Origin of the sequence: Polaromonas sp. 39-63-25 (assembly GCF_002278925.1) — a bacterium.
Lineage (GTDB): Bacteria > Pseudomonadota > Gammaproteobacteria > Burkholderiales > Burkholderiaceae_C > Polaromonas.
The window spans coordinates 393,674-411,182 of record NZ_NCJH01000001.1; the positions used below are offsets into that span (position 1 = coordinate 393,674).

The following is a 17,509-nucleotide window of genomic DNA, read 5'->3' on the forward strand; positions in this document are numbered from 1 at the left end:
TCCGGCTGCAACCGACACCCTACCAAGACCATGGCCGCTGTTTCACTGACCCCCCGCGCACTTTACGAAGAGGTGGCGGAGCTTTTGCGCCAGCGCATTTTCAGCCGCGAACTGGCGCCCGGCAGCTGGATCGACGAGCTCAAGCTGGCCGAGGAATATGGCATCAGCCGCACGCCGCTGCGCGAAGCCCTCAAGGTGCTGGCCACCGAAGGCCTGGTGACCATGAAGGTGCGGCGCGGGGCCTACGTGACCGAGGTGTCCGAACGCGACCTCGCCGATGTCTACCACCTGCTCTCGCTGCTGGAAAGCGACGCCGCGGGCGTGGTGGCGGCCCAGGCCACCGAAGCCCAGCTGCAGGAGCTGAAAACCCTGCACCGCGAGCTCGAAAAAGCCGTGGCCAACCGCGAGCGGTTTTTCCAGATCAACGAAACCTTCCACATGCGCCTGCTGGAAATCGCCAACAACCGCTGGCGCGACCAGATGGTGGCGGATCTGCGCAAGGTCATGAAGCTCAACCGCCACAACTCACTGCTCAAAAGCGGCCGCATCGAAGAGTCATTGGCCGAACACCGCGCCATCATGGCGGCGTTGGCCGCACGCGATGCCGATGCCACCGTGCAGCGCATGCGCGAGCATTTCAGGAACGGGCTGGAAGCTGCGGCTTGACAGGCTGTTTGATCGGCCGGGTGACCAGAAACACCCCCGGCAGGATCAGCAGCGCACCCACCGCATGGTGCCAGCCCGGTGGTTCGCCGAGCAGCCAGGCAGCCCCCGCCGCGTAGAGCGGGCCCAGGTACAGCGCCACGGCCACCCGGCTGGCCCCGAGGATTTTCTGCGCCCAGCCGTAGATCCAGTAGGCACCCACGCCCGGAATCAGCGAGGCCACCACCACCAGCAGCAAGGCCTGGCTGCCCAGGGTGTCTGCGCCGGGCCGTGTCGCCTCCCACACCGCCGGAGGCAGCAGCACCAGGGTGCCGCCTATGCAGATCGCAGCCAGCCGCGCCGTTGCACTCAGGGAACTGGGCCACCTTTTCTGCAGCAGCGCATAGGCCGCCCAGGACACCGTGGCCGCCAGAATCCACGCATCTCCTGCCACAAACTGCACGTCGGCCAGGGCCGTCCAGCGCCCCTTGACGACCACGTGAACCACGCCCGTCAGCGCCAGCAGCACACCGGCCGCCTGCCGCGCGCCGAAACCCTCGCCCAGCCACCACATGGCCCCCAGGGCGATCAGCACCGGCGAGGCCGAATAAATCAGCGCGATATTCATGGCCCCGGTGGAGCGCGCCCCTTCATACACCCAGGCACCGCAAATCAGCATACCCAGGGTGCCGAGCACCAGGTATTGCCGCCAGGCCCGCGTGATTGCGGCCCGTTGCTCCCACAGTTCAGCCCGCGTGATCACCATCAGGATCAGGGCGGCCAGGCCCCAGCGGCCCAGGGCCAGCATGTAGGGCCCGATGACGCCGGGCGCCTTGCGCGCCACGATGTAGTTGACGGCCCAGAGCGCCGGCACCAGCCACAGGAGCAGCAGCGCCCGGCGCGTCTCGCGCTGCGCGGCGTCAAGCATGCGCCGGCACCGCAACCTGCCATGAAGATTCAGCGCTTTCGCCCGCAGCGCCTGGCGCATGGGCCAGTGCCATCACCTCGCGCGGGTGCAAGCTCTTGAGCTTGTGGTCGCTCCAGACCTGGCGCCAGCGCCGCGAACCGGGCAGGCCGTGGCGCAGGCCCAGCATGTGACGGGCGATGGTTGGCCAGGGCGTGTCGTGTTCCGCAAACTCCCTGGCCATGTAGTCGGCCATCTGCGCCTCGACGGATTCGCGCGTCGCCTCGCTGTGCGCCGCGCCGAAAAAGGCCTCATCCCAGGAGGCCAGCCACCAGGGGTTGTGGTAGGCCTCGCGGCCGATCATCACGCCGTCGAGTTCACGCAATTGCGCCGCCACCTGTTCACCGGTGGTGATGCCGCCGTTGATGACGATGGTGAGCGCCGGAAACTCGCGCTTGAGCCGGTGCACCATCTCATAACGCAGCGGCGGCACCTCGCGGTTTTCCTTCGGGCTCAGGCCCTTGAGCCAGGCATTGCGCGCATGCACGATGAAGGTCGTGCAGCCGGCTTCGCTGACCGCACCGACAAAGTCGCGCACGAAGCCGTAACTCTCCCCCTTGTCGATGCCGATGCGGTGCTTGACAGTGACGGGCACGTGCACCACATCGACCATGGCCTTGACGCAGTCGGCCACCAGTTGCGGCTCGGCCATCAGGCAGGCGCCAAAGGCGCCGCGCTGCACGCGTTCGCTGGGGCAGCCGCAGTTGAGGTTGATTTCGTCGTAGCCCCATAACTCGCCCAGCCGGGCGCAGTGCGCCAGATCGGCCGGCTCGCTGCCGCCCAGCTGCAGCGCCACCGGGTGTTCTTCGGCGTTGAAGCGCAGATGCCGCGCCACGTCGCCATGCACCAGCGCCCCGGTGGTCACCATCTCGGTGTAGAGCAGGGCATGGCGTGACAGCAGGCGGTGAAAATAGCGGCAATGCCGGTCGGTCCAGTCCATCATCGGGGCCACGCTGAGGCGATGTGCGGGGAAAGAACCGGGATTCATGGTGGAAGGAGCGGATTCGGAGAGCATGGAAGCCGTAGTTTCTCATGCGGGCCCGCCCGACGCCGCGAACGGGTGGCAAAAATGCCGAACCAGAGCGCACAGAGGGTAGGCACCAACACCGGCAGAGGCGCGCAAGCCGGATAATGGCAGTCCGGGCCGCACCTGTGCCTGCCTTCCCAACACCAAGCCATGACCAAGACCGACCTGCCCCTGCGGATGACCCGTTCCCTCAGTCCCCCGGAACCATCGCGCCCATCGCCCCTTGTCCTGCGCCCTCGCGGGACCGGCCCACGCGCCGTCGTTCTGCTGCCGCTGCTGCTGGCGCTGGCGGCCTGTAGCTCGGTACCGCTGCCGCCCTGGCCTTCGCCCACCGGCACGGTCACGGCCCCGCCGCGGGTGGTGGTGGCGCCGGCGCCCGCCCCCATTCCCGGCGTTGTCGTCCAGCCCGTCCCCGACCGACCGGCGATGGGCCCCTCGCCTGCCAGCGCCGCCCCCTACAGCGCCGCCGTCGCCGCCCGTTTCCCGGTGCCTTCCGTCATTTACAACACGCCCGGCCTGCAGGAAGGACGCGGCAGCTTCACCTCGAATGCGGAAATCCAGACCTGGCTGCGTGAGCTCAGCACCGTGGCCTCGCGCTCGCCAGGCCTGAAAGCCGCCGTGCTGCCCATTGGCCAGTCACAACGCGGCGAGACCCTGGAAGCCCTGGTGCTGACGCGTGCCGCCGGCACGGATGCCGCCGCCATCGCGGCCTCGGCCCGCCCCACCGTGCTGCTGATCGGCCAGCAGCATGGCGACGAACCCGCCGGCACCGAAGCCTTGCTGGTCGTGGCCCGCGAGCTCACGCAAGGCCTGCTGCGGCCGGTGCTCGATCGTGTCAACGTCATCATCGTGCCGCGCGCCAACCCCGATGGCTCGATGGACAACAAACGCGTGACCACCGGCGGCCTGGACATGAACCGCGATCACCTGCTGCTCAACACACCGGAAGCACAGGCCCTGGCCCGGCTCGCGCGCGACTACCACCCGACGGTCGTGGTTGATGCCCACGAATACACCGTGGTTGGCCGTTTTCTGCAGAAATTCGGCACGGTGCAGAAGTACGACGCCCTGCTGCAGTACGCGACGACCGCCAACATCCCCGAGTTTTTGACCAAAGCCTCCGAAGAGTGGTACCGCCGACCGCTGGTGGCCGCCCTCAAGAGGCAAGGGCTCAGCACCGAGTGGTACTACACCACCTCGACAGACCTGGCGGACAAGACCATCTCGATGGGCGGCACGCAGCCCGACACCGGCCGCAACGTCAGCGGCCTGAAAAACGCGGTCAGCCTGCTGATCGAAACCCGTGGCGTGGGCATAGGCCGGCTGCACATCCAGCGCCGCGTGCACACCCATGTCACCGCGATCTCCAGCGTGCTCACCAGCACTGCCCAGCGGGCCAGCGAACTGGGCCAGCTGCAGCCTTATGTCGAGAAAGAGATGAGCGCCCTGGCCTGCAAGGAAGAGGCCGTGGTCGAAGCCGGCCCCACCCTCACCCAGCAGGAACTCGTCATGCTGGACCCGGTCACCGGTGCCGACAAGGCCCTCAAGGTCCAATGGAACTCGGCACTCACGCTGCGCAAGATCAAGACGCGCGTGCGTCCCTGCGGCTACTGGCTGTCGGCGGGGTCGCGAACGGCGGTGGAGCGGTTGCGCCTGCATGGTGTGCAGGTGCTGCGGGTGGCCGAGCCGGCGTCCATGCTGGGCGACCTGTACCGCGAAACGGCGAGCTCGGCCGGGGTCCGGCAGGATGTGCGCGGCAGCATCGCCGATGCCGCGCAGATCGTCAAGGTCGACGTGGCGCTGGTGCGCGGCGTGATCGACGCGCCCTCGGGCAGCTACTACGTGCCCATGAACCAGCCGCTGGCCAACCTCGTGATCGCCGCGCTGGAACCGGACACGCAAAGCAGCTTCTTTGCGAACCGGCTGCTCGACAGCCTGTCCAGCACCGCCCGCGTCATGTCGGAACCCACCCTCCGGACCGAAGAACTGCCCTGAACCGCCGCGCCTTTCCGGGGCGCCGCGCCACGCGCTTTGTACGAACTGGCCTACAGACAGCGTGCCGCTGGCGTGCATAAATGGTGGATTCACAGCCCAAGGATTCACCATGAAAACATTTGCAGTCCACCCCAGGATGTTGACCCTCCAGGGCGTGTTCTACCCCACGGGTTACGCCTTCATCATGTTCCCCGAAGCCGGTCAGGCCGAGCAGGCCGCGCGTGAGCTGGAGGACCAGGGCTTCGACGGGCAGGCCATCATGCTGCTGACCCCCGACGACGTCCTGCGCGAGATCGGCAAGGTCGATGGCGACTCCGATGTCGCGCTGCCATCGATAGGCACCGAAGGCGCCACAGTCCAGAAATACGTCACCCTGGCCCGCGAAGGCCAGCACGCCCTGATGGTGCATGCCCCCTCCGAGAAGGAGACAGAACGTGTGATGACCGTGGTGAGAAAGCAGCCTTTTTCCTATGCCCAGAAGTACCACATGCTGGCCATGGAAGATCTGGAATAACCGGCTCACCTGTCCCGAAGGCGCTACGAAATCAATAGCTTGCTGCGCCCGTGCTTATTGGGCTACAGGCAAAAAGCTCACTAAACCCACCGTGGTCATTCAACCCGTCACGGGCTTTGCCATGGCGTGTCTATCTATCTATCTAGCGGACCTGCCACTGAGCACACCTTGACTGGTGGTCTTGATGACGTTGTTTGTTTTCGCGGACGCCTACTGGCGTTATGCGCGCTGGTGGGAATGGCTGGGCTACCCCGCGATTGTGGCGATGCTGGGGGTGTTTTATTTGATGGTGGCGAAGCCGCGTTAAGCTAACTCTTGGAGATGAAGAGGCTTCTCATTTAGCGAATGGAGGCCAATTGATTGGGAACAGAGGCTGGGAACCCAATATTTGAAGCTACGGCTTTTTATGCCAAAAGGAGCGGGCAGCCCAGATACCGCGAACTTTGCTGTCATTCATGTTGTAGCTAAAGTCCTCCAGACCACCCATCGTAATCACCCCGCGTTCGTCAAGTCCATACTGAGTGAGTTGAACCGATTTTTGGTGAGTCAAGCCATCCATATCAATCCATTTAATATCCAAATACACATCAAAAAAGAATAAATTCATCTTCTTGGGATCACGCCGTCCTTGCTTGGCAAATGCACCATCAAAAGGCTCTGTAAATTCAACGAAACCATGACGGGCTTTGCCAGAACTCAATAACCAATCGCTTCCGTTTTCAAAGGCGATTTTTTGTTTCGGAACTGATCCGATTCCGGGTGCAGCATGCTCAAATCGGCAAATCATTTCAGTGACCAGTAGGTCACTTTTCCCACCGTTAACCATAACGAACTGCGGTTGCAAATTCATGAACCCTGATGTTCGCAAAAGATAAAAAGCTTTACGCTTGCGAAGCGTCGTCCAGTAGAACGTAAGGACACTGAGCAATAGCGAAACCATCGATAGGATAAGCGCTGGATAGTTTGCTTCTTGCATCGAGCTTTTCACTGTTTACGTTAAATGTCCCGCAGGTTTTTGACAGTCAATGTGGCACAGGCTGCTTGCCTTAGAAATCCCCACCGCCCCCATGCGCCAGACTCTCAAACTTGGTGATGCGGTTGATAAACGCCAGCTTGACGGTCCCGGTCGGGCCGTTCCGCTGTTTACTGATGATGACCTCGGCCACACCGGGTTCCTTGCAGGCGTCTTTGGTGTAGTACTCGTCGCGGTAGATGAACATGATGATGTCGGCGTCCTGCTCGATCGCGCCGGACTCGCGCAGATCGCTCATCATGGGGCGCTTGTCGGTGCGCGATTCGACGCCGCGGCTCAGCTGTGACAGCGCAATCACCGGGCATTGCAGCTCCTTGGCCAGCATCTTCAGGCCGCGCGAGATTTCGCCGACGGCCGTAGCGCGGTTTTCCTCGGCCATGCCGCTGGACACACTCATGAGCTGCAGATAGTCGACCACGATCAGGCCGAGCTTGCCGCACTGGCGGGCCAGGCGCCTGGCGTTGGCACGCAGTTCGCTGACCGTCAGGCCCGGGGTTTCGTCGATGTGCAGCGAGATGTTGCGCAGCTTTTCGATGGCTTCGGTCAGGCGCGGCCACTCCTCGTCGGTCAGCGCGCCGGTGCGCAGATGCGTCTGGTCGATGCGGCCTATGGAGCCGACGATACGCACCGCCAGCTGGGACGCACCCATCTCCATCGAAAACACCGCCACCGGCAGGCCTTCGTTGAGCGCCACGTGTTCGGCAATGTTGATGGCCAGTGCGGTCTTGCCCATCGAGGGTCTTGCGGCCAGGATCACCAGGTCACCGGCCTGGAAGCCGGAGGTCATTTTGTCCAGGTCGTAAAAGCCTGTGGGCACGCCGGTGACGTCGTTCGGGTTTTCCGACATCTCGGTCACGCGGTCCAGCAGGCTGACCACCAGGGTGTCCATGCTCTGGAAGCCCTGCTTCATGCGCGAGCCCTGCTCGCCGATCTTGAAAATCTTCTGCTCGGCCTCGTCCAGGATCATGGCCACGGCCTTGCCCTGCGGGTTGAAGGCATGGGTGGCGATTTCGTCGCTGGCGGCCACCAGCTTGCGCAGGATGGAGCGCTCGCGCACGATCTCTGCATAACGGCGGATGTTGCCGGCGCTGGGCACGTACTGGGCCAGCGAGTTCAGGTAGCTCAGGCCACCCACGTCCTCCGCCTTGCCCTGGTTCTGCAGGTGCTCGTAGACCGTGATCACGTCGGCCGGTTTGGTGGCGTTGATCAGCGCGCCGACGGCGGCGTAGATCAGCTTGTGTTCGTAGCGGTAGAAGTCCTCGTCGACCAGCAGGTCGCCGACCCGGTCCCAGGCGCCGTTGTCCAGCAACAGGCCGCCCAGAACACTCGACTCGCCCTCGATGGAGTGCGGCGGAATGCGCAGCTGGGCAATCTGCCGGTCGGCGCTGTAACGGGGATCGGGAGCGGTGGAAAGTACGGCGGACATGGGATTCCTGAGAGGGTGCTAAATACTACGCCGGCACAGCGAAAACGCGGTGGATAAAGTTGTGAATAAGCGTGGGAAATGCGGTGTAAATCAGGGCTGTAGGTGTGAACAAGCCCATCGAGAAACAACGCCAAGAAAAAAGCCGCTCAGCGAGCGGCTTTTTTCGGAGCAGTGAAGCTGTTTAAGCGGATTCGCCGTACACCGTCACGGTGATGTCCACAGCCACATCGGTGTGCAGCGCCACGGTGACCGGGTGGTCGCCGACGGTCTTCAGGGGACCGTTGGGCATGCGGATCTGCGACTTGAGCACGGGGAAGCCCTGCTTGGTCAGCTCGGCCGAAATGTCATGGTTGGTGACGGAGCCGAACAGGCGGCCGTCCACGCCCGCCTTTTGCGTGAGCTTGACGGTGGTACCGCCCAGCTTTTCGCCCTGGGCTTGCATTTCGGCCAGCTTGGCAGCGGCGGCTTTTTCAAGTTCGGCGCGTTTGACTTCGAATTCCTTGATCGCCATGGCGGTGGCGCGACGGGCGCGGCCGGAAGGGATCAGGAAATTGCGTGCGTAACCGTCTTTGACCTTGACGACTTCACCCAGATTGCCCAGGTTGACGACTTTGTCGAGCAGAATGATTTGCATGGTCGTGTTCCTTACAGGCTGCGGTGCTGGTCGCTGTAAGGCAGCATCGCGAGGAAACGAGCGCGCTTGACGGCGGTGTTGATCTGGCGCTGGAAAATCGCGCGCGTGCCGGTCAGGCGAGCGGGGATGATCTTGCCGTTTTCGGCAACGAAATCGCGCAGGGTATCGATGTCCTTGTAGTCGATTTCTTCAACACCAGCAGCTGTGAAACGGCAAAAACGCTTGCGTTTGAACAGCAGGGATTGGGTATTGCGCTTGGGGCGCTTGTCTTTGTTGAAACGTTTTGGTCCGGGCATGATGGACTCCTTAAATGGGGTTCAGTACTTGTTCAGAAACTGGTTGAAAAGCTTGGATATGAAACACGACACTTTTGCTGCCACGCGCATTGACCAGAAAACCGGTGAACCTGAAAGGTTTGCCCAAGGGGAGCTGGCCGGTTTGTTCTGCCAGGGCACCAAAAGCAACTGCCTTCATTGTCAATTTGACCTGCCGGGTGGAACCTGCTTCTGTCATTTCCGACTCGTGTTCGAGGACGAAATTGGCAGCGGGGATTCCAGCGGGGGTGTAGCGAAGAGGACTGGCCTCGGCGATACAAGCGGTCAATTCAACGCGGTTCACTGCAGGGTGTTTTGCGCAGCAGTGAGTCGTTCAACAGCATGGTGGCGTCTTACGACGCTGCATACTCCTGCTGCTGGGCCTTGCGGGCCTCTTCCCTCTCGACGTTGCGCATCATGAGGGACGGGCCGGTTTCAGCCTTTTTCTTGACCACGGTCAGGTGGCGCAACACGGCGTCATTGAACTTGAACGCGTGTTCAATTTCTTCCATCACGGCCTGGCTGGCTTCGATGTTGATGCACAGGTAGTGGGCTTTGGCGAGTTTTTGGATCAGGTACACCAGCTGGCGGCGGCCCCAATCTTCAACACGATGCACTTTTCCACCGCCGGCGGTAATCATGCCCTTGTAACGTTCCAGCATGGCTGGGACTTGCTCGCTTTGATCCGGGTGGATCAGCAAGACGATCTCGTAATGACGCATAAACTCTCCTTGTGGTTTGGTTGAAGCTGCCCCAGCGTCGTTAAGGGTGCAGCAAGGCGAAGCCCATGATTATATACCACCGGAATATTGCCCCCACGGTCGCTCACTGCGTGTAGCTCCCTGCCCCCCGAGGGGGCCGCTGCGCCTGCGGGCCGGCAAAGCCGGACCCGCGGCCCCTGCTTGAAAGGGAAAGAGCCCCCACTGTCGCTCGCCGTGCTTAGATCCCCTTGCCCCCGGGGGGGGGCTTGTCCTGGACGGCATGTCGAAACACCCGCCCATGAAAAAAGCCCGGCAACGCGAGTTGCCGGGCTTTTTGGTTGAAGCTGACCGAAGGTTCCGGTCAGTTCAGGACTCAGCGCACGGGATCGGCACGCAGGGTTGGGTAGCGCACATGCTCGACCAACTCCTGGACCTTGCGGCTGGGCGCCGGGGTGACCAGGCTGACCAGGATGATCACGGCAAAGCCGATAGGCACACCGAAGACACCGGCCGAGATCGGCTGGATTTCAAACCAGAGCTGAACCGGTGAGGTGATGCCGAACAGGCCGCGCATCCAGGGCTGGGTGGTGATCATGTAGAAGAACGTGGTTCCCAGGCCGGCGATCATGCCCAGAGAGGCAGCGATACCAGTGGCACGTTTCCAGAAGATCCCCAGCGTCAGGGCCGGGAAGAACGCAGCCGCAGCGAACGAGAACGCCGCGGAAACCAGGAACAGAATGTCGGCCGGTTTCTGGGACGCCACGTAAGCGGCGCACAGCGCAACCACCAGCAGCAGGACCTTGGAGATGGTCACGCGGCGTGCAGTCGATGCGTTCGGGTCGATCATTTTGTAGTACAGGTCATGGCTCAGCGCGTTGGCGATCGTCAGCAGCAGGCCGTCAGCAGTGGACAGCGCCGCAGCCAGACCACCGGCAGCCACCAGGCCGGACACCACGTAAGGCAGGCCGCCAATCGCGGGCGCGGCCAGCACGATGATGTCACCACCGATGGACATTTCGTTGAGCTGCAAAATGCCGTCCTTGTTGATGTCCACCACCGACAGCAGCGAAGGATCAACCTTGTTCCAGGCGGAAATCCAGTCCGGCAACGCGTTGAACGGCGTGCCAATCAGCACCGTGAATACCTCGTATTTCACCAGCACAGCCAGGGCCGGCGCGGTGAAGTACAGCAGGAAAATGAAGAACAGCGACCAGGTGACGGATTGCCGCGCTTCCTTCACGCTGGGCACCGTGTAGTAACGCATCAGGATGTGCGGCAGCGCGGCGGTACCCACCATCAGGCAGAAAATCAGTGCCAGGAAGTTGCGACGCGAAACGTCGTAAGCATGCTGAGCCTTGGCATCGCCATTGGGGTCACCGGCAAACTGCTGGGCGTGCGGTGGCATGCCATTGAGCGGCAAGGCCTTGGTGTCAGCTCCAGCCTTGGCAGCGGCCCACGCCTTCTTGGCTGCAGCTTCATCTTTCGGCAAGGCAGCGAGCGCTTTTTCAGCCGCGGAAATTTCCGACAGCGCGCCGTTGGAAGCTTTCAGGTCCGCCACGGCTTTCTCCGCGGCGGCCTTGTCGGCAGCCAGCGCAGCGGCCGGGTTCTTGAGCTTTTCAGCCAGGGCTGCCGAACGCTGCTTGAAGATATCGCGAACTTCGATTTCCTTGGCGTTGCTGGTCAGCTCTTTTTCCTTGGCAGTCACTTTTTGCAGCTGGAAGCCGTAAATTGCCTGCGGAATCGGGACGCTGGTCTGTTTGACCGACAGCCACACCACCGGGATCATGTAAGCCACGATCAAAATGATGTACTGGGCCACCTGCGTCCAGGTCACAGCACGCATGCCGCCCAGGAAGGAGCAGACCAGAATACCGCCCAGACCCAGGAAAATCCCGAGTTCAAAGGCCACACCGGTCAGGCGCGCGGTGATGATGCCGACGCCGTAAATCTGCGCCACCACATAGGTGAAGGAGCACAGAATCGCAGCGACGATACCCAGAAAACGTGGCAGGTTGCCGCCATAACGCTCGCCCAGGAAGTCGGGGATCGTGAACTGGCCGAACTTGCGCAGGTAGGGCGCAAGAAACAGGGCCACCAGGCAGTAGCCGCCCGTCCAGCCCATGATGAAGGCCAGGCCGCTGTAACCCGTCAGGTAGAGTGTTCCGGCCATACCGATGAAGGACGCCGCAGACATCCAGTCGGCGCCGGTCGCCATGCCGTTGTACATGGCCGGGACTCGGCGCCCTGCCACGTAGTATTCGGCAGCGTCGGTCGTACGGCTCATGATGCCGATGCCGGCATACAGACCGATGGTGGCCAGCAGGAAGATCAAGCCGATCCACTGGCGGGACAAGCCCATCTGCTCAAGGACGGCCAGTACGACCACGAAGGCCAGGAAGCCCCCGGTGTACCACTTGTAGACTTTGCTCAAGCCTGCCTTGAAGGCAGCATTGGAGGCCGCGGTGTTACCGCCGGCGTCAGAACCAAACATTCCAGCCATGATTATTCCTCGCTTTCTTCAACACCGTGTTCGATGTCGAGCTTGCCCATGTACCAGGCGTAATAGCCGATGATCGCCACGTAAATCACCAAAGCCCCCTGTGCTCCCATCCAGAAGCTAAAAGGCCAGCCAAAGAAAGTGAAGCTCAACTCGCGAGCGAAATAGCTCACGACGAACGTCACGACGAACCAGATCACGAGCAGGATTGCCGTGACATTCAGGTTCTTGCGCCAATAACGGCGATGGTTGTCAGTCAACTGCATAACACTTGCCTCCATCTAACAACACCCTTTCGGGCACATCACGATCGCCACTTGTCCCCAAGCGTGGCCTGCAAGCCGGATCGCGTCTCTTATAAGCCTGGGCCCAGACCCCGGCCGTCAAATAACCACTCAGCGGGGCTGCCTTCAGGAAGACTGAGCAATGCTCAGCCCCGTCTCGCGTTCCAGCTGGGCGGCCACTTTAGGCTCAAACCGTTTGAGGTGGCGAATGACTTTCACCGCCTCATCAGGGTCTTGCCTGTCGACATGAACCCGCGCAAGCTGATACCAGCCGAACGGGCTCATGGGTTGCAGTTCTGTATTTTTCTTGAGTGCCTGAACCGCCTCATCGAAGCGGCGATCACGAATCAGCAGCAGAGCCAGGCCGTACCAGGCCCGGTCCATCTTGGGTTCGATGTCCAGCGCCCGGCGAAAGGCGGGCTCCGCGTCGGCGTGGCCACCGATGTCTTCCAGCATGTAGGCCAGGTTGAACCAGGCCGCGGCATTGTCGGGGTAACGCTCCGCCAGCGAACGCAGCGCGGCGATGGCGCCGTGTTTGTCGCCTTCCTGCGCGAGAACGTGGGCGCGGCTTGCCAGGGCATAACGGTCACCCGGTCGCAGCACCAGCATCTGGTCGAATTTCTCCAGGGCCGCCTGCTGCTTGCCAAACACCAGCAGGACCAGCGCCTGCAACTTGAGATACCAGTAGGCCAGGATCGTGTTCATTTGCAAAACTCCACACCAATTTCAAGACAAATCCGGATTTTCATCAGGGTCGATGCGATCCAGACAAACAGCAGCAACAAAAACGCCACGAGCGGAACGTGGCGGTCAATGATTTGTTTCGGGGTGATGAAGCGGGCGGCCACCACAAAGGGTTTGCCGACGATTTGCAGGATCTGGTAGAACAGGTTGCTGTCCCTTTTAGCGCCTGCCAGCAAGCCAAGCACCCACTGCCCGAACAGCGCGAGCAATGCGATCTCTGCTATCAATTTAAGAGTGGACACGGCAAAAAGCATAAGACCCCAGGCAACAATGGCTTGATTGTTGCCCCGGGTCTTACCGACTTCTTACAAATTGCCGCACAGGGGGGTGAACCCCGTTGAAACCCTCCCTAGGACTTTCCCTTGGTTCTGGCCGCTTGCGGGCGCAGCTAGAACCAAGTACCTACAAGGGAAACCGTGCCTGACTTGCGCCGTGGATCTGCGGCGCAAGTCAGCCCGGCTGGCTAGTTGGCCAATTGCTTCCAGGTGTCGATGACGGTGTCGGGATTGAGCGAGATCGACCCAATGCCCTGCTCCTTGAGCCAAAGTGCAAAGTCCGGATGGTCGCTGGGGCCCTGGCCGCAGATGCCGACGTATTTGCCCTGGCGCTTGCAGGCCGCAATCGCCTGGCTCAGCAGGGCCTTGACGGCCGGATCACGCTCGTCGAAGTCCTTGGCCAGGATGTCCAGGCCCGAGTCGCGGTCCAGGCCCAGGGTGAGCTGGGTCAGGTCGTTCGAGCCAATCGAGAAGCCGTCGAAGTACTCGAGGAACTGGTCGGCCAGCACCGCATTGCTCGGCACTTCGCACATCATGATGATGCGCAGGCCATCCTCGCCACGCTTGAGGCCGTGTTGGGCCAGCAGTTCCGTGACCGCCTTGGCCTGGCCCAGCGTACGCACAAAAGGCACCATCACCTCGACATTGGTCAGGCCCATGTCCTTGCGCACGCGCTTGAGTGCTTCGCACTCCATGGCAAAGGCCTCGGCAAAATCAGGACTGAGGTAACGCGCCGCACCGCGGAAACCGAGCATCGGGTTTTCCTCTTCGGGCTCGTAGCGCGAACCGCCGATCAGCTTGCGGTATTCGTTGGACTTGAAGTCCGACAGGCGAACAATCACCGGCTTGGGCCAGAAGGCAGCGGCAATCGTCGCAATGCCTTCAGCCACCTTGTCGACATAAAAAGCACGCGGCGAGGCATGGCCGCGCGCCACGCTTTCCACGGCCTTCTTCAGGTCGGCATCGACCTGCGGGTAGTCGAGGATGGCTTTCGGGTGCACACCGATGTTGTTGTTGATGACAAACTCCAGCCGGGCCAGGCCCACGCCGTGGTTGGGCACCTGGCAGAAGTCAAACGCCAACTGCGGGTTGCCCACGTTCATCATGATCTTGATGTCGATCGGCGGCATCTCGCCGCGCTGCACCTCGGTCACTTCGGTCTCCAGCAGGCCGTCGTAAATGTTGCCGGTGTCGCCTTCGGCGCAACTCACCGTGACCAGCATGCCGTCCTTGAGCTGTTCGGTGGCGTCGCCGCAACCGACCACGGCGGGAATGCCCAGCTCGCGGGCAATGATGGCGGCGTGGCAGGTGCGCCCGCCGCGGTTGGTCACGATGGCGCTGGCGCGTTTCATGACCGGCTCCCAGTTCGGGTCGGTCATGTCGGTCACCAGCACGTCGCCGGGCTGGACCTGGTCCATCTCGCTGATGTTGTGCACGATGCGGACCGGGCCGGTGCCGATTTTCTGGCCGATCGCCCTGCCCTCGGCCAGCACGGTGCCGGTGCCCTTGAGCTTGTAGCGCTGCTCGGCCTTGCCCTTGGACTGGCTTTTCACCGTCTCGGGTCGCGCCTGCAGGATGTAGAGCTGGCCGTCAGTGCCGTCCTTGCCCCACTCGATGTCCATGGGGCGGCCGTAATGGTCCTCGATGATCACCGCGTAACGCGCCAGCTGCTCGACGTCGGCGTCGGTCAGCGAGTAGCGGTTGCGCAGTTCGGCCGGCACGTCGGTGGTCTTGACCAGTTTGCCGCCGGCCTTCTTTTCCTCGGCGGTGGTGAACTCCATCTGCAGCAGCTTGCTGCCCAGGTTGCGGCGGATCACGGCGCGATTGCCCGCCTTGAGCATGGGCTTGTGCACGTAGAACTCGTCCGGGTTCACGGCGCCCTGCACCACCGTCTCACCCAGGCCGTAGCTGGAAGTGATGAACACCACGTCTTCGAAGCCGCTTTCGGTGTCGATGGTGAACATCACGCCGGCCGCGCCGATGTCGCTGCGCACCATACGCTGCACGCCGGCCGACAGCGCCACGTCGGCATGGGCAAAACCCTGGTGCACGCGGTAGCTGATGGCGCGGTCGTTGTAAAGCGAGGCAAACACCTCTTTCATCTTGTGCAACACGTCCTCGATGCCCACCACGTTCAGAAAGGTTTCCTGCTGGCCGGCAAACGAGGCGTCGGGCAGGTCTTCGGCGGTGGCCGACGAGCGCACCGCGAAACTGGCCTGGGCGTTGCCCGCGCTCAGGGCGGCAAAACTGCTGCGCACGGCTTTTTCGAGCTCAGGCGGGAAAGGCTGGGCTTCCACCAGCGTGCGGATCTGGGCACCAGCGACCGCCAGGGCCCGCACATCGTCGGTGTCCAGCTTGTCGAGGACGGCGTTGATTTTCTTGTCCAGCCCGTCATGGGCCAGAAACACGCGGAAGGCGTGGGCGGTGGTGGCAAAGCCGGTGGGCACCTGCACCCCCTTGGGGCCGGTCGGCAGCTGCGAGATCATTTCGCCGAGGCTGGCGTTTTTACCGCCGACAGACTCGACGTCTGTCATCCTCAGGTTTTCAAACGGTACGACCAGGGCGGTCGCCTCAAATAGCTTGGACATGAAAATACTCCGGGAGGTTTAAAAACGGGGGCATCGTCCATGCGCGGCAGGCAGGCTGCTGGTTGTTGTTTTTGGGGCTGGGCGCGGGGCATGGCGTGACAATCGGGATAATTGCCTCAATTGTAGGCGTCCGCCGCCTGCAGCGCCCGCCCCCACCTTTCACAACCCTGACCCGCTTCCATGCCCAATCGCACCGTATTTTTCATCTCCGACGGCACTGGCATCACCGCCGAAACCTTTGGCAACGCCATCCTGGCGCAGTTTGAATTCACGGCGCGTCACATCCGACTGCCCTTTATCGACAGCGTGGACAAGGCGCACCAGGCGGTGCGCCAGATCAACCACGCCGCCGTGCTGGAGGGCAACCGGCCGATTGTGTTCACCACGCTGGTCAACATGGAGATCCTGGCGGTCATCAAGGCCCACTGCCACGGCATGATGCTGGACATGTTCGGCACCTTTGTGGCGCCGCTGGAAACCGAGTTGGGCATCAAGTCGAACCACCGGGTCGGCCGCTTTTCGGACGCCTCCAAAAGCAAGGCCTACGACGACCGGATTGAAGCCATCAACTTCTCGCTGGCCCACGACGACGGCCAGAGCAACAAGGACCTGGCCGGTTCGGACGTGATCCTGGTGGGCGTGAGCCGCAGCGGCAAAACACCAACCTCGCTGTACCTGGCCATGCAATACGGCCTGAAAGCGTCGAATTACCCGCTGATCCCGGAAGATTTCGAGCGCCGCCAGCTACCGCCGGCGCTGGTGCCGCACCGCAAGAAAATTTTCGGCCTGACGATCGCCCCCGAGCGCCTGGCCCAGATCCGCAACGAACGCCGGCCCAACTCGAAATACGCGAGCCTGGCCAACTGCCGCGAGGAAATCCACGAGGCGGAAGCCATGATGCGGCGTGAAGGCATCCGCTGGCTATCGACCACGACCAAGTCGATCGAGGAAATCGCCACCACCATCCTGCAGGAGATCCGGCCCGAGCGGTTGGAGTACTGAGGCGGCGTCTTATGCTCATCTTTCGATAGCTGCTTGCGCCCTTCCCATGAGGGCTAGAGGCCTTTTTATCTTATGAGCCAGAGGCCGAACAGCAGCCGCCCGCTCGCCGCCTTGGCCAACACACCCAGGTCAGCCCGCCGGATCACCGCGGGCCAAGAGGATGAATGGCCGGGTCTGGTGCGCGATGCCTATTCCACAAATAGCTAATGACTATCAAGCACTAGCCATTTGTAGAGTTATACTATCGTTTCGCAAGTACTTTTAACCCGCCTATAGGAAGCTATCCAGATGTCCCTGATCAATACCCAAGTCCAGCCTTTCAAAACCCAAGCCTTCCTCAATGGCAAGTTCATCGAGGTTTCCGACGAATCGCTGAAGGGCAAATGGTCGGTCCTGATCTTCATGCCAGCCGCATTCACTTTCAACTGCCCCACGGAAGTCGAAGATGCCGCCGACAACTACGCCGAATTCCAGAAGGCCGGTGCCGAGGTCTATATCGTGACCACCGACACCCATTTCTCGCACAAGGTGTGGCACGAGACCTCACCCGCCGTGGGCAAGGCCAAGTTCCCGCTGGTGGGCGACCCGACCCACACGCTGACCAAGGCATTCGACGTGTTCATCCCCGAAGAAGGCCTGGCACTGCGCGGCACCTTCGTGATCAACCCCGATGGCATCATCAAGACCGCTGAAGTGCATTCCAACGAAATCGCCCGCGACGTCAAGGAAACCCTGCGCAAGCTGAAAGCCGCCCAGTACACCGCAGCGCACCCCGGCCAGGTCTGCCCGGCCAAGTGGAACGAAGGCGCCAAGACCATCGCCCCGTCCATCGACCTCGTCGGCAAGATCTAAGCCCTCGCAGTCCAAGC

The 17,509-nt window shown here is 61.9% G+C and carries 19 protein-coding genes; 6 read left to right on the forward strand and 13 right to left on the reverse strand.

Going from position 1 to position 17,509, the window contains the following annotated elements; genetic code table 11:
• Positions 1-30: 30 nt before the first annotated feature.
• Positions 31-666 carry a GntR family transcriptional regulator gene (locus B7X65_RS01865; RefSeq protein ID WP_293592284.1) on the forward strand — a complete coding sequence of 212 codons (636 nt, stop codon included), beginning with the start codon at positions 31-33 and terminating at the stop codon, positions 664-666.
• On the opposite strand, the gene B7X65_RS01870 is transcribed toward B7X65_RS01865, so the two are convergent.
• Both B7X65_RS01870 and dusA read right to left on the reverse strand, forming a co-directional pair.
• Positions 638-1,570 carry a DMT family transporter gene (locus B7X65_RS01870; protein WP_293592285.1) on the reverse strand — a complete coding sequence of 311 codons (933 nt, stop codon included), beginning with the start codon at positions 1,568-1,570 and terminating at the stop codon, positions 638-640. The genes B7X65_RS01865 and B7X65_RS01870 overlap by 29 nt on opposite strands.
• Complete coding sequence (gene dusA, locus B7X65_RS01875) at positions 1,563-2,621, reverse strand: tRNA dihydrouridine(20/20a) synthase DusA (RefSeq protein WP_293592286.1); 1,059 nt, start codon at positions 2,619-2,621, stop codon at positions 1,563-1,565. Before dusA ends, B7X65_RS01870 begins: the two co-directional genes overlap by 8 nt.
• A gap of 162 nt (positions 2,622-2,783) precedes the next feature.
• On the opposite strand from dusA, the gene B7X65_RS01880 reads away from it, so the two are divergent.
• From B7X65_RS01880 to B7X65_RS01890, 3 genes are all read left to right on the forward strand, one after another.
• Entirely contained in the window at positions 2,784-4,628 is a 1,845-nt protein-coding gene (locus B7X65_RS01880) for a M14 family metallopeptidase (protein ID WP_293592287.1), read from the forward strand.
• A gap of 109 nt (positions 4,629-4,737) precedes the next feature.
• Positions 4,738-5,142, forward strand: coding sequence for an RNA-binding protein (locus B7X65_RS01885; RefSeq protein WP_293592288.1), 405 nt, complete (start codon positions 4,738-4,740; stop codon positions 5,140-5,142).
• Positions 5,143-5,326: 184 nt separating this feature from the next.
• Complete coding sequence (locus tag B7X65_RS01890) at positions 5,327-5,449, forward strand: DUF2269 family protein (protein ID WP_293592289.1); 123 nt, start codon at positions 5,327-5,329, stop codon at positions 5,447-5,449.
• 87 nt (positions 5,450-5,536) lie between these two features.
• On the opposite strand, the gene B7X65_RS01895 is transcribed toward B7X65_RS01890, so the two are convergent.
• From B7X65_RS01895 to ppsA, 11 genes are all read right to left on the reverse strand, one after another.
• Positions 5,537-6,118, reverse strand: coding sequence for a hypothetical protein (locus B7X65_RS01895; protein ID WP_293592290.1), 582 nt, complete (start codon positions 6,116-6,118; stop codon positions 5,537-5,539).
• Between the two features lie 70 nt (positions 6,119-6,188).
• Entirely contained in the window at positions 6,189-7,601 is a 1,413-nt protein-coding gene (dnaB, locus tag B7X65_RS01900; protein ID WP_293592291.1) for a replicative DNA helicase, read from the reverse strand.
• 181 nt (positions 7,602-7,782) lie between these two features.
• Positions 7,783-8,235 carry a 50S ribosomal protein L9 gene (gene rplI / locus B7X65_RS01905; RefSeq protein WP_293592292.1) on the reverse strand — a complete coding sequence of 151 codons (453 nt, stop codon included), beginning with the start codon at positions 8,233-8,235 and terminating at the stop codon, positions 7,783-7,785.
• Between the two features lie 11 nt (positions 8,236-8,246).
• A complete protein-coding gene (rpsR, locus tag B7X65_RS01910) occupies positions 8,247-8,531 on the reverse strand; it encodes a 30S ribosomal protein S18 (protein ID WP_077592883.1) in 285 nt (94 codons plus the stop codon).
• A 10-nt stretch (positions 8,532-8,541) separates the two neighbouring features.
• Positions 8,542-8,853, reverse strand: a complete 312-nt coding sequence (gene priB, locus B7X65_RS01915) for a primosomal replication protein N (RefSeq protein ID WP_293592293.1) — start codon at positions 8,851-8,853, stop codon at positions 8,542-8,544.
• 49 nt (positions 8,854-8,902) lie between these two features.
• The gene (rpsF, locus tag B7X65_RS01920) at positions 8,903-9,271 is read right to left on the reverse strand and encodes a 30S ribosomal protein S6 (RefSeq protein ID WP_293592294.1); all 369 of its coding nucleotides are present in this window, start codon (positions 9,269-9,271) and stop codon (positions 8,903-8,905) included.
• 352 nt (positions 9,272-9,623) lie between these two features.
• Positions 9,624-11,750 (reverse strand): sodium:solute symporter family protein, encoded by a 2,127-nt coding sequence (locus B7X65_RS01925; protein WP_293592295.1) that lies wholly within the window; start codon positions 11,748-11,750, stop codon positions 9,624-9,626.
• Between the two features lie 2 nt (positions 11,751-11,752).
• Positions 11,753-12,013, reverse strand: coding sequence for a DUF4212 domain-containing protein (locus tag B7X65_RS01930; RefSeq protein ID WP_293592296.1), 261 nt, complete (start codon positions 12,011-12,013; stop codon positions 11,753-11,755).
• A gap of 144 nt (positions 12,014-12,157) precedes the next feature.
• On the reverse strand, positions 12,158-12,736 hold the full coding sequence (locus B7X65_RS01935) for a tetratricopeptide repeat protein (RefSeq protein ID WP_293592297.1): 579 nt from the start codon (positions 12,734-12,736) through the stop codon (positions 12,158-12,160).
• Positions 12,733-13,029: a hypothetical protein gene (locus B7X65_RS01940; RefSeq protein WP_293592298.1), complete on the reverse strand. Its 297-nt coding sequence runs from the start codon at positions 13,027-13,029 to the stop codon at positions 12,733-12,735. Before B7X65_RS01940 ends, B7X65_RS01935 begins: the two co-directional genes overlap by 4 nt.
• Before the next feature lie 209 nt (positions 13,030-13,238).
• Positions 13,239-15,638 (reverse strand): phosphoenolpyruvate synthase, encoded by a 2,400-nt coding sequence (gene ppsA, locus B7X65_RS01945; RefSeq protein WP_293592299.1) that lies wholly within the window; start codon positions 15,636-15,638, stop codon positions 13,239-13,241.
• Between the two features lie 180 nt (positions 15,639-15,818).
• Between ppsA and B7X65_RS01950 the strand changes: the two genes are divergently transcribed.
• Together B7X65_RS01950 and ahpC are read left to right on the forward strand one after the other, a co-directional pair.
• Positions 15,819-16,640, forward strand: a complete 822-nt coding sequence (locus tag B7X65_RS01950; protein WP_293592300.1) for a pyruvate, water dikinase regulatory protein — start codon at positions 15,819-15,821, stop codon at positions 16,638-16,640.
• A 288-nt stretch (positions 16,641-16,928) separates the two neighbouring features.
• Complete coding sequence (ahpC, locus tag B7X65_RS01955) at positions 16,929-17,492, forward strand: alkyl hydroperoxide reductase subunit C (RefSeq protein ID WP_293592301.1); 564 nt, start codon at positions 16,929-16,931, stop codon at positions 17,490-17,492.
• Positions 17,493-17,509 lie beyond the last annotated feature (17 nt).